This is a genomic window from Pseudomonas sp. S2_H01 (assembly GCF_054668305.1).
This window is the reverse complement of record NZ_CP162756.1, coordinates 3,466,694-3,479,142: the sequence shown is the minus strand read 5'-3', so window position 1 is coordinate 3,479,142 and position 12,449 is coordinate 3,466,694. Positions and strand designations below refer to the sequence as shown.

General features: G+C 57.5%; 11 protein-coding genes. 5 read left to right on the top strand and 6 right to left on the bottom strand.

Features of this window, described 5'->3' with window-relative positions:
* The first annotated feature begins 7 nt into the window (after nucleotides 1–7).
* Nucleotides 8–445 (top strand): DNA polymerase III subunit chi, encoded by a 438-nt coding sequence (locus AB4N84_RS15525; RefSeq protein WP_460042130.1) that lies wholly within the window; start codon nucleotides 8–10, stop codon nucleotides 443–445.
* Nucleotides 446–474: 29 nt separating this feature from the next.
* Here the strand turns inward: AB4N84_RS15525 and AB4N84_RS15520 are convergent, their stop codons facing one another.
* The 5 genes from AB4N84_RS15520 to AB4N84_RS15500 form a co-directional block, all read right to left on the bottom strand.
* Nucleotides 475–1,530 carry an RHS repeat-associated core domain-containing protein gene (locus AB4N84_RS15520; protein WP_460042128.1) on the bottom strand — a complete coding sequence of 352 codons (1,056 nt, stop codon included), beginning with the start codon at nucleotides 1,528–1,530 and terminating at the stop codon, nucleotides 475–477.
* Nucleotides 1,531–1,567: 37 nt separating this feature from the next.
* Entirely contained in the window at nucleotides 1,568–2,638 is a 1,071-nt protein-coding gene (locus tag AB4N84_RS15515; RefSeq protein WP_460042127.1) for an RHS repeat-associated core domain-containing protein, read from the bottom strand.
* A 118-nt stretch (nucleotides 2,639–2,756) separates the two neighbouring features.
* On the bottom strand, nucleotides 2,757–3,809 hold the full coding sequence (locus AB4N84_RS15510; RefSeq protein WP_460042125.1) for an RHS repeat-associated core domain-containing protein: 1,053 nt from the start codon (nucleotides 3,807–3,809) through the stop codon (nucleotides 2,757–2,759).
* Between the two features lie 81 nt (nucleotides 3,810–3,890).
* Nucleotides 3,891–4,964 carry an RHS repeat-associated core domain-containing protein gene (locus tag AB4N84_RS15505; RefSeq protein WP_460042124.1) on the bottom strand — a complete coding sequence of 358 codons (1,074 nt, stop codon included), beginning with the start codon at nucleotides 4,962–4,964 and terminating at the stop codon, nucleotides 3,891–3,893.
* Nucleotides 4,965–5,049: 85 nt separating this feature from the next.
* Nucleotides 5,050–6,096: an RHS repeat-associated core domain-containing protein gene (locus AB4N84_RS15500; RefSeq protein WP_460042122.1), complete on the bottom strand. Its 1,047-nt coding sequence runs from the start codon at nucleotides 6,094–6,096 to the stop codon at nucleotides 5,050–5,052.
* A gap of 195 nt (nucleotides 6,097–6,291) precedes the next feature.
* Between AB4N84_RS15500 and AB4N84_RS15495 the strand changes: the two genes are divergently transcribed.
* Both AB4N84_RS15495 and rlmF read left to right on the top strand, forming a co-directional pair.
* Nucleotides 6,292–9,138: a valine--tRNA ligase gene (locus AB4N84_RS15495; protein WP_460042120.1), complete on the top strand. Its 2,847-nt coding sequence runs from the start codon at nucleotides 6,292–6,294 to the stop codon at nucleotides 9,136–9,138.
* Between the two features lie 169 nt (nucleotides 9,139–9,307).
* Nucleotides 9,308–10,333 carry a 23S rRNA (adenine(1618)-N(6))-methyltransferase RlmF gene (gene rlmF / locus AB4N84_RS15490; protein WP_074753770.1) on the top strand — a complete coding sequence of 342 codons (1,026 nt, stop codon included), beginning with the start codon at nucleotides 9,308–9,310 and terminating at the stop codon, nucleotides 10,331–10,333.
* A gap of 98 nt (nucleotides 10,334–10,431) precedes the next feature.
* Here rlmF and AB4N84_RS15485 read toward each other — a convergent pair whose 3' ends face one another.
* Entirely contained in the window at nucleotides 10,432–10,713 is a 282-nt protein-coding gene (locus AB4N84_RS15485; protein WP_074753768.1) for an HU family DNA-binding protein, read from the bottom strand.
* 352 nt (nucleotides 10,714–11,065) lie between these two features.
* Between AB4N84_RS15485 and yejK the strand changes: the two genes are divergently transcribed.
* Complete coding sequence (gene yejK, locus AB4N84_RS15480; protein ID WP_074753766.1) at nucleotides 11,066–12,067, top strand: nucleoid-associated protein YejK; 1,002 nt, start codon at nucleotides 11,066–11,068, stop codon at nucleotides 12,065–12,067.
* 4 nt (nucleotides 12,068–12,071) lie between these two features.
* Nucleotides 12,072–12,428: a glutaredoxin family protein gene (locus AB4N84_RS15475; RefSeq protein ID WP_460042118.1), complete on the top strand. Its 357-nt coding sequence runs from the start codon at nucleotides 12,072–12,074 to the stop codon at nucleotides 12,426–12,428.
* Nucleotides 12,429–12,449: the final 21 nt, after the last annotated feature.

The window sequence follows — 12,449 nt, the reverse complement described above, 5'->3', positions numbered from 1 at the left end:
GCACACGATGGATAATTCAAAAAACCTGAAAGACTCCGCCCACCTGCTGGATGACCTCGAGTCGATCCGCCAGCTGCTCGGCGACGACGGCTTGCAACCGCCCTTGCTGACCGACACCGTCGCCACCGAAGGGCAGATTCCCTTGCTGTTCGACGTGGTCAGCGGCCAGGTCGTGTCTGCCGATGAGCTGGATCACGACATCTCGACGCTGACGCCCGAACCCGTCGCCAAGGCAGCGCCTGCGGCCCCGTCACCCGCTCAGCCAGAACCTCAGGCCAGCACGCCCAACCCGGACGACCTGCTGCACCTGGACAGCGAACTGCGCGCGGCCGCGCAACTGATCATGCAAGACGTCATCGACGACTTCGCCCCGCACATTGAAAACGAAATCAAACGTCGACTGGATGCGCGACTGGAACGGTTGTTGGGGCAGTATCAGGGGTGAGGTGATAAGAAAAATCCCATTGACTTGCCCTATAGCGTGGACTCCACTTGTTTGGAGCCTGAGCGGAGCTGGTCCAGGATGTTCCGCAAATCGTCCCGTTCATGGATAAGTGCGAGATGGCGCGCATGTATTCGCCTTCCAATAGCCAAGGTATCTAGATATGGGATCGGATGAAGCATGTTGCGACGATAAACGTTAGTTTTTTCAAGCGATCGCATCCTGGACTGGTCATACAATCGTATTGCCCGAGATTCAAGCGCCTCTATGGCAGACTTCACGCTGATCGACAAACCACCCGCCGTATTCTTGGGAGCCTGTGCAATCTGAGCGGTTGTTAACTCCTTGAGCTGACCCGGCAGTATTTGCCGAGGCGACGCTCTCACGAGTTCGTTCACATGCCTGGACGTCTGACTCAACCTCGCGACGGCTTTGACAGGGAGAAAACCGATCACCTTGTCGTGCACTAAAGTCGGCAACGACTCAAAAGGAGACAACTGCACCACTGGCCGCCTCCGCCCCAACATACCGAGCAGTTGCAATACCGAAACATGGCCCGATGGATCGCTCCGATTCACCGGATCCCCCTGACAATACGCATAAGCATTCGCCCCACCCTCATCAAACGGACTCAAACTGTCCGGCTGGTTGAAGCGCATGAGCACCGGGTTATAGGAGCGATACCCTTTGCCCAGTGGATAATGCCCGGTCACCGGGTCGGGTCGCTCGCCGGTAAAGCCCAACAGGCTGAACACGTCACTTCCGCTCGGCCGATGCCCGTACGGGCTGTAGGCGATATTGTGCTGACCCTGCGCATCAACGCTGTGCAACACGCTGCGTTGAAGGTCGGTCGCGGGCAATACGGTCTCGGCAGCGCGCTGTTCAGCCAGCACATGGTCATCGAACTGCATGACCCGACGGCGCACCGCACCTTGAATCTCCATGCTCAAACGGTTTTTTTGATAGAACCGCTGCACCATTGCGTCAGCCAGAGGCGTCGCCGTGGCGAGGCGATCGAGGGCGTCGTATTGATAACGGCACATGGAGCTTTCAGCACTTACAGAATTAATCATAGTCTTGATCACCATTACCGGCTTCGCCCGGTCTCAGAGTGGCCGCCCACTCTTATCTGGAAAGATCCTCGCTGGGGATCTCGGATCCTCCCTTCGATATAGTGCGCAACGGGCATTTCGTTCGGCGGAGTGGGGGGATATTTTTTAACATCTGGTCTATCGCGCCAACTCTGCTCCGGTGGACCGCGACTGAAGCCTCAGCTTTTCGCCTGAGGGCGGGGTCGAACCTCTGAGTGCTAGGATCCGGAGCAGTAAGTTCTCGCCTCCGGGCGTGAGCATTAGCTAAATCAGTCTTCGCAGTGTTTAAACGCGCTTCAAGCACCTGCCGGCCAGTGGTTCGCAACGTGTAATCGTCCAAAGAATCTAAATACGCGCGCTCTTGTGGCGAAGCGATACTTTGGCTGTCTCTCTGCCACGAAGGCCTCTGTCGATTAAGTGAGCCAATATCTAAAACTTCTTGGTCGCTGAGTGAGTTCATCGCCGAATGAGGAGTTAGATCGAGACGCCGCGCTTCAACGCCAACCACAGGAACGCCCGTTGGATTGATGGACTGACGAGGCCTAGTCCTCAGCCCGAACGCGGTCATTAGGGAGTTCCACATATGCCCAGTCGGATCACTCCGATTCACCGGATCCCCCTGACAATACGCATAAGCATTCAACCCACCCTCACCAAACGGACTCAAACTGTCCGGCTGGTTGAAGCGCATCAGCACCGGGTTATAGGAGCGATACCCATTACCCAGCGGATAATGCCCGGTCACCGGGTCGGGGCGTTCGCCGGCAAAACCCAGCAAACTGAACACGTCACTCGCGCTCGGTCGGTGCCCATAAGGGCTGTAGGCAATTCCTTGCTGACCCTGCGCATCGACGCTGTGCAAGACGCTTCGTTGAAGGTCGGTGGCGGGCAACACTGTCTCGGCAGCGCGCTGTTCGGCCAGCACATGGTCATCGAACTGCATCACCCGACGGTGCAACGCGCCCTGAATCTCCACGCTCAAGCGGTTTTTTTGATAGACCCGTTGCACAGTCGCTTCGGCCAGAGGCGTCGAGGCGGCGAGGCGATCGAGAGCGTCGTACTGATAACGGCACAGTAATTTTGCAGCAGCTGAGATATCGCCCATAAGTGTGGACTCCTGGATGGTTACGGGTACAAATTCCGACTTAAGGCCCCGTATCTCATCGATTGCACTGCTTCAAAAATGAACATATAAAACTCGCCCAACAACGTAGCGAATTCCTTTACGGCTGTGCACGGATAATGTTTATTGCATCCTTAAGACTATCGATCACGTCGCGAAATTCCTGCAACTGCTTCCTTATCTCTATAGATTCACGTTCTTTGATATCAAGACCCTTAGAACTCGACCACAACTCTTCCCGCTTCGCTTTTAAAGCCAATTTATTTTCGTTAGCGACGATAATTTTACGCTGAAAAGTATCAATAGCTGCTGCCTTAAGTCGTGGCGCGGCCCCTTTCATATCCTGCACTACAATACCCATCACTGACCTGTGTAACTTACCAGACACAGGCCTATTACGCCCCAAGACGAGATTGAAAGTATCCTCGATGGGAAACTGATCAAAAAGCCTTCTCAACTCTTGGTACAACCTGTCCGGTTGAGGTATGCCAGCTGCATGTCCGCCCGGGGAAGTTGGGCGGCTTGTCCGATCTCCCCTGGAGGGGATCGGTGACGGCGGTCGATTCAAAGTGGGTATCGGAGGCGATGGAGTCTGTGCGGGGAGCCTATTGCTCGTGGGCCGCAGATTGACTCTGAACATATGCCCAGTCGGATCACTCCGGTTCACCGGATCCCCCTGACAATACGCATAAGCATTCACGCCGCCCTCACCAAACGGACTCAAACTGTCCGGCTGATTGAAGCGCATCAGCACCGGGTTATAGGAGCGATACCCTTGACCCAGCGGATAGTGCCCGGTCACCGGGTCGGGCCGTTCGCCAGCGAAACCCAGCAAACTGAACACGTCACTTCCGCTCGGCCGGTGCCCATACGGGCTGTAGGCAATTCCTTGCTGGCCCTGCGCATCGACGCTGTGCAAGACGCTGCGTTGAAGGTCGGTGGCAGGCAACACGGTCTCGGCAGCGCACTGTTCGGCCAGCACATGGTCATCGAACTGCATCACTTGACGGTGCATCGCGCCCTGAATCTCCACGCTCAAAAGGTTTTTTTGATAGACCCGTTGCACAGTCGCTTCACCCAGAGGCGTCGCGGCAACGAGGCGATCGAGGGCGTCGTAGTGATAACGGCAAATAACGTGCGCGATGGGCAACATAGTTTTCAAACCTGGCCTATTAAAGCATCCTAATATTTAATACTTTCAATCATTCATTCAAGTGAGCTTCGACCGATTAAACTAACCCTCAAACATCTGCCCATGACTTTCAATGGTCAACCGCATATGCTGAAGTGACTCTGTCGTCAAGGTAGACGGTGCCCCCAGTAATGAAGTCTCAGCCTCATGTCGTAATTCATAGAGCCTCAATGCCAGCTTGTCAGCCTCGTGCATACGTCTGACAAGTGGATCAGGCCTTGTATCACCGGCCTTCCAAGACTCTATACGGTTAACCTGCTTCCTCTGTACCCCCTTGGGCATAAGCTTCGTTAACTTAATTTGCACAATATTGTATTCAGCAATATTACTGCGCATGTCAAACCCGACATATTTATCCCCTACCGCTGCTTCCGGCGTTGTCTGAGACCTTTCTGTAGGGCTCTTTCCAGTAGTTTCTTTACGCTGCTCTTGAAACTGCACCTGAGAACGAGAACTTGACGATATCAATCTTTTAGTCGTCGTACGCTGAGAGCTCAAGTTAACAGGTCTGTCCCCCCTTGAGAGCGGTCTCGGAGGTGCTGAAGTGGGATTCATTATTTGATTACGGGTTTCGGGGACAAGCATCCTGAACCTAATATGCCCAGTCGGATCACTCCAATTCACCGGATCCCCCTGGCAATACGCATAAGCATTCACCCCACCCTCACCAAACGGACTCAAACTGTCCGGCTGGTTGAAGCGCATCAGCACCGGGTTATAGGCGCGATACCCTTTGCCCAGCGGATAGTGCCCGGTCATCGGGTCGGGCCGTTCGCCAGCGAAACCCAGCAAACTGAACACGTCACTTCCGCTCGGCCGGTGCCCATACGGGCTGTAGGCAATTCCTTGCTGGCCCTGCGCATCGACGCTGTGCAAGACGCTGCGTTGAAGGTCGGTGGCAGGCAACACGGTCTCGGCAGCGCGCTGTTCGGCCAGCACATGGTCATCGAACTGCATCACCCGACGGTGCAACGCGCCCTGAATCTCCACGCTCAAGCGGTTTTTTTGATAGACCCGTTGCACAGTCGCTTCAGCCAGAGGCGTCGCGGCGGCGAGGCGATCGAGAGCGTCGTATCGATAACGGCATAAAACAGATCTAACAAAGACAGTCGTCATATGTCTATATCCTGCCAATAATTACGTTTACGCTCTATCGCCGTCAGTTTTCAATATCGAAAGCCATCAACAACCATTGTAAAAATCAAAAGACATGCATAGAGACTGAACTATCCGGATCTAATTTCACTTTTTTCTTATAGACACCATCTACAAAATTTTTGAGTTCTTCCTCAACCAATTTAATTCGCGAAGGAAGCTCCAGTATTTCGTTTTCAAAATATCTCCTTCCCTGAAGTTTCCAAGTTAGCTCGCTCAGCCACTTCGAGCGTTCGTTCGGCGCCGGTTGAGGCCCGCGAATGAAATTTTGAATTTTTCGCTCAACCTTTGCTAGCCGAGCCGGAGCTTTTTCTAAGCGTTCTGTAAATACAATCCTGGCCGCTTCCAGGTCCTTGAACTCCTTACGCAAGTGCCCTGCAGCATCATTCCAAATATCCTGAGCGTCTTGGCTGCTGTAGAATTTGACACGTTCGGCGACACTAACCGACCCGATTCCCCTTTCCGCCATCGGTTTGAGCGGTGACTTCACAACCCATGAGGGTATCGGAGGCGACGGCGTCGGTGGTGGGGGGGGCCTATTGCCCGTGGGACGTAGATTGACTCTGAACATATGCCCAGTCGGATCACTCCGATTCACCGGATCCCCCTGGCAATACGCATAAGCATTCACCCCACCCTCACCAAACGGACTCAAACTGTCCGGCTGATTGAAGCGCATCAGCACCGGGTTATAGGCGCGATACCCTTTGCCCAGCGGATAGTGCCCGGTCACCGGGTCGGGGCGTTCGCCGGCAAAACCCAGCAAACTGAACACGTCACTCGCGCTCGGCCGGTGCCCATAAGGGCTGTAGGCAATTCCTTGCTGACCCTGCGCATCGACGCTGTGCAAGACGCTTCGTTGAAGGTCGGTGGCGGGCAACACTGTCTCGGCAGCGCGCTGTTCGGCCAGCACATGGTCATCGAACTGCATCACCCGACGGTGCAACGCGCCCTGAATCTCCACGCTCAAGCGGTATTTTTGATAGACCCGTTGCACAGTCGCTTCAGCCAGAGGCGTCGCGGCGGCGAGGCGATCAAGGGCGTCGTAGTGATAACGGCACAGGACGGCTTCAGCGCGTGGTTCGGGTTTCATCGGATTGATCCCGCGAATAAAGAGGACGTGTACCCGATTCTCTGCCGCTGCAGGACTTCGCGTAACTATCAGAACTGCTAGGTTCCAGACGCCCCTGCCGGAGACTGGCGGTCTGGCACCGGTAGCTTGATCCGGCTTCGAAAAGCTATACTTCCCGGCTTTTCCGACTGAAAACAGATCAGGTTCCCGCCGCGCATGGACAAGACCTACCAGCCGCACGCCATCGAAACTTCCTGGTACCAGACCTGGGAGTCCGAGAATTATTTCGCTCCGCAAGGCGCGGGCGACTCGTACACCATCATGATTCCGCCGCCGAACGTGACCGGCAGCCTGCACATGGGCCACGGCTTCAATAACGCGATCATGGACGCCTTGATCCGTTTCCGCCGTATGCAGGGCCGTAACACCCTGTGGCAGCCGGGCACCGATCACGCCGGCATCGCCACCCAGATGCTGGTCGAGCGTCAGCTTGAAGCACAGGGCCAGAACCGCCACGATCTGGGTCGCGAGAAATTCCTGGAGAAAGTCTGGGAGTGGAAGGATCAGTCCGGTGGCAACATCAGCCGTCAGATCCGCCGTCTGGGCTCGTCCGTTGACTGGAGCCGTGAGCGCTTCACCATGGACGACGGCCTGTCCGAGGCCGTGAAAGAAGCTTTCGTGCGTTTGCATGAAGACGGCCTGATTTACCGCGGCAAGCGTCTGGTCAACTGGGACACCAAGCTGCACACCGCGATCTCCGACCTCGAAGTAGAAAACCACGACGAGAAAGGCCATCTGTGGAACCTGCGCTATCCACTGGCGGACGGCGCCAAGACCGCCGAAGGTCTGGACTACCTGATCGTCGCCACCACTCGCCCGGAAACCATGCTGGGTGACGCCGCCGTTGCGGTGAACCCTTCCGATGAGCGCTACAAGGCGCTGATCGGCAAATTCGTCGAGCTGCCACTGGTGGGCCGTCGCATCCCGATCATCGCGGACGATTACTGCGACCCGGAATTCGGCACCGGCTGCGTGAAGATCACCCCGGCTCACGACTTCAACGACTATGAAGTCGGCAAGCGCCACAACCTGCCGCTGCTGAACATCTTCGACAAGAACGCTCACGTGCTGGCCGCCGCTCAGGTGTTCAACCTCGACGGCACGCTGAATGAATCCATCGACGGTGCGTTGCCTGCCCAATACGCCGGCCTGGACCGCTTTGAAGCGCGTAAACAGATCGTCGAGGCATTCGATGCCGCTGGCTTACTGGTCAGTGTTGACGACCACGCTTTGAAAGTCCCGAAAGGCGACCGCTCCGGCACCATCATCGAGCCGTGGCTGACCGACCAGTGGTACGTTTCGACCAAGCCGCTGGCCGAACCTGCCATCGCCGCCGTTGAAGACGGTCGCATCGCGTTCGTGCCCAAGCAATACGAAAACATGTACTTCTCCTGGATGCGCGACATTCAGGACTGGTGCATCAGCCGTCAGCTCTGGTGGGGCCACCGCATTCCGGCCTGGTACGACGAGTCGGGCAAGGTTTATGTCGGCCGCGACGAAGCCGAGGTGCGCGCCAAGCACAGCCTGGGCCCGGACGTTGCGCTGCAACAGGACAACGACGTACTCGACACCTGGTTCAGTTCGGGCCTGTGGACCTTCTCCACCCTGGGCTGGCCTGAGCAGACCGATTTCCTGAAGACCTTCCACCCGACCGACGTGCTGGTCACCGGCTTCGACATCATTTTCTTCTGGGTTGCCCGGATGATCATGCTCACCATGCATTTGGTGAAGAACGAAGACGGCACCGCGCAGGTTCCGTTCAAGACCGTTTATGTGCACGGTCTGGTGCGCGACGGTCAGGGTCAGAAGATGTCCAAGTCCAAGGGCAACGTTTTGGACCCACTGGACATCATCGACGGCATCGAGCTGGAAGCCCTGGTGCAGAAGCGCACCTCGGGCATGATGCAGCCCAAGCTGGCAAAGAAGATCGAGAAGCAGACACGCGACGAATTCGCCGACGGTATCGCCAGTTATGGCACCGATGCCCTGCGCTTCACCTTCTGCTCACTGGCGTCCACCGGTCGCGACATCAAGTTCGACATGGGCCGCGTCGAGGGCTACCGCAACTTCTGTAACAAGATCTGGAACGCCGCGCGCTACGTGCTGGACAAGGGCGAAGACTGCGGCCAGAACGGCGAAGCCTTCGAGCTGTCGCTGCCTGATCGCTGGATCATTTCGCAATTGCAGCGCACCGAAGCCGAAGTGACCCGTCAGCTCGATCAGTTCCGTTTCGACCTCGCCGCTCAAGTGCTGTACGAGTTCATCTGGAACCAGTATTGCGACTGGTACCTGGAACTCTCCAAGCCAGTGCTGTGGGACGAAAACGCGCCGATCGAACGTCAGCGCGGGACCCGTCGCACGCTGGTTCGCGTTCTGGAAGTGGCGCTGCGTCTGGCGCATCCGTTCATGCCGTTCATCACCGAAGAAATCTGGCAGCGCCTGGCGCCGCTGGCCGGTATCGAAGGCAAGACCATCATGCTGCAACCGTGGCCGGTGGCGAACGAGTCGCGCATCGACGCGGCTGCCGAAGGCGATATCGAGTGGCTCAAAGGCGTGATGCTGGGCGTGCGCAATATTCGCGGCGAAATGAACATCGGCCCGGGCAAGCCTCTGCAATTGTTCCTCAAGAACGTCGGCGCTGAAGACCAGCGTCGCCTGGACGAGAACGAGCACCTGCTGAAGAAGCTGGCCAAGATCGAGTCGTTCACGGTACTGGCGGCAGGAGCGGAAGCCCCGTTGTCGGCGACCGCACTGGTCGGCGAGATGGAAGTGCTGGTGCCGATGGCCGGCCTGATCGACAAGGGCGCAGAGCTCGCGCGTCTGGACAAGGAAATCCAGCGCCTGCAAGGCGAAGTGCAACGCGTGGGCGGTAAGCTGTCCAACGCCGCGTTCGTCGACAAGGCACCGCCTGAGGTGATCGCCAAGGAACGCGCCAAGCTGACCGAGGCCGAACAGGCACTGGGCAAGCTGGCTGAGCAGCACGCTCGTATTTCCAGTTTGTAAGTGAAAAAAGTCAGCCAGCCTGATACCGGGCTGGCTGAATCCTGAACCCTGTAGGAGCGCGCTTGCCCGCGATTGCTTGATGTCTGCGCCGTTGGTGGTGGCTGACACACCGCAATCGCGGGCAAGCGCGCTCCTACAGGGTTTTGTGTTTTGACCGGAAACCTGCGTAATGAATAAACCCGAGTCACCCAAACAGCCGCGAAAGAAACCCAAGCCGCAGCCGATAAAGCCGCCTGCCGAGCCGCGTGAGAAGGCCAGCCTGCACCCGCGCAATCGCCATCAGGGCCATTACGACTTTCCTCGCCTGATCAAGGGCAGCCCGGAGCTGGGCACGTTCGTGATCACCAACCCGTACGGGAAGGAAAGCATCGACTTCGCCAACCCGGCCGCCGTGCGGGTGTTCAACCGGGCGTTGCTCAAGGCCTTCTATGGCATCGCGCATTGGGACATCCCGGCGGATTACCTGTGCCCGCCAATTCCCGGTCGCGCCGATTACGTGCATTTTCTGGCCGACCTGCTCGCTGAACACAACGAGGGCGTGATTCCCCGTGGCGCAGCGGTCAAGGCGCTGGACATCGGCACTGGGGCCAACTGCGTGTACCCGCTGATCGGGCACTGCGATTACGGCTGGCACTTTGTAGGGTCGGACATCGACAAGATCGCCCTCGCCTCGGCGACCACCATCGTCAAGGCGAACAACCTGGGCAAGGCGATCAGCCTGCGCCAGCAACACAATCGCAAGCTCATCCTGGTGGACCTGCTGCACGCGGACGAGCGCTTCGACATCACGCTGTGCAACCCGCCCTTCCATGCCTCGGCCGACGAAGCACTGCGGGGTAGCCAACGCAAATGGCGCGCGCTGGGCAAGGCCGATCCCAAACGCAAACTGCCCGTGCTGAACTTCGGCGGTCAAGCGGCTGAGTTGTGGTGCGAAGGGGGCGAATCGCGTTTCGTGACGCAACTGATCAGCGAGAGCGCACTGATGCCGACCCAAGTGCTGTGGTTCAGCACACTGGTGTCCAAGGCCTCTAATCTGCCGTTGATTCAAAGCACGCTGAAGAAGGTGGGAGCGGTCGAGAGCCGAGTTGTGGAGATGTCCCAAGGCCAGAAACAGAGCCGCTTCGTCGCCTGGACGTTTCAGGACAAGTCGCAGCAAACGGCATGGCGGGCGGATCGTTGGGGCGGCGCCCACTGACCCGCGCAAGCAGCGCGCTCCGATCGCTGAATTCCGGGCACAAAAAAACCGTGTCCGGATCGCTCCGTCACACGGTTTCTCTTCAAGCAGCGTTTTGCTTACTTGTTGACCGAGTCAGTCAGCACTTTGGCTGGAACGAACTTGACCACTTTCTTGGCGGCGATTTCGATGGCAGCGCCAGTCGAAGGGTTGCGGCCGGTGCGAGCAGGACGCTCGGTGATTTTCAGTTTGCCGATGCCTGGCAGAGTGATTTCACTACCGGATTCCAGTTGGTCAGCGACGATTTGGCCCAATTGGTCGAGAGCGTTGCGCGCGGTGGTTTTTGGCGCGTCGATAGCTTCTGCGATATCGGCGATCAATTGGTCTTTAGTCAGAGCCATGGTGGTGTTCCTTCCCTATCAAATTCATATGGTTTGCAGAGTGTGTACAGACGCGAAATGTAGATACCGAAATCGGCCTTTGGTTCGGCCGGACGCCCACAAACTGCGTGCTTGGCGCGCTTCAGTGCGCAAGACGGGGCAAAACTAGCACAGAGCCAAGCAAATATCCGCACCTACCTACCCATTTGGTCAGCTTTATCACGTCTGAAGCGTAAAAAAGTCGTATATCGGGGTTTTGAGCAGTGTTTTCGGCCTTCCCGGGCCGATCCGTGCTTGTCTGCGGTACACTTGCCGACTTTCGCACGGGCCCTGCCTCCACCCGTTCAGTTCCACTTCAAAGGCCGAGAATTCCATGCCGATCCGTCATGCCATCGTTCACCTGATCGACAAGAAACCCGACGGTACGCCCGCAGTCCTCCACGCTCGAGACTCCGAACTCGCCGAGTCCCAGGCCATCGAGAACATGCTGGCCGACCTCAACGAGAGCTACAACGCCAAACAAGGCAAAGCCTGGGGCTTGTTTCATCCGGAGTCGGGCGCTCATCCGTTCAGCGGCTGGCTGAAGGAATACATCGATGAGGGCAAGGACTTCACCGCGTTCAGCCGCGTTGCAGTCGAGCATCTGCAGAAGCTGATGGAAGAGTCCAACCTGTCGGTCGGCGGCCATGTGCTCTTCGCCCACTATCAACAGGGCATGACTGAGTACCTCGCCATCGCCCTGCTGCATCACAGCGAAGGCGTTGCGGTCAACGAGGCGCTGGACGTCACGCCTTCCCGGCACCTGGACCTGGGCCAGCTGCACCTGGCCGCGCGGATCAACATCTCCGAGTGGCAGAACAACAAAGCGTCCAAGCAGTACATCTCGTTCATCAAAGGCAAGAACGGCAAGAAGGTCTCGGAGTACTTCCGAGACTTCATCGGCTGCCAGGAAGGCGTCGACGGCCCCGGCGAGACGCGCACCCTGCTCAAGGCGTTCAGCGACTTCGTCGAGAGCGAGGACCTGCCCGAGGAGTCGACCCGCGAGAAAACCAAGGCGCTGGTCGACTACGCCAGCAGCCAGAGCAAGATGGGCGAACCCATTGCCCTCGAAGAGCTCTCCGGCCTGATCGACGAAGACCGCCCGCGCGCGTTTTACGAGCACATTCGCAACAAGGACTACGGCCTGTCGCCGGAAATCCCGGCCGATAAGCGCACGCTCAATCAGTTCCGCCGCTTTACCGGCCGTGCCGAAGGGTTGTCGATCAGCTTCGAAGCGCACCTGCTGGGCGACAAGATCGAGTACGACGAAGAAAAAGGCACGCTGATCATCAAAGGTCTGCCGACGCAGCTCACCGACCAGTTGAAAAGGCGCTGAACCCATGCTCGTGCGTACGCTCAAGAAGTTCGTGCTGATCCTGCTGGTCGTCGTGGTTTACCAGAACTGGGGCAAGATCGAACACTTCGTCAATCCGTCCCAGGCGGTCTCATCGCAGACTCAAGCTCAGGCGAAGGTAGTGATGTATGCCACCGACTGGTGCGGCTACTGCAAACAGACGCGGCGCTTCCTCGACAGCAAGGGCATCCCTTACACCGAATACGACATCGAGAAATCGGCCGAAGGGCGCAAAGCCTACGAGGCGCTCGGTGGACAGGGCATCCCTCTGATCGACGTGAACGGCACGCTGATCAGAGGCTTCTCACCCGATGAGATTCTGGCGGCGTTGAAACAGAGTTGACCCTCGCAGCGAAGGTTTGTG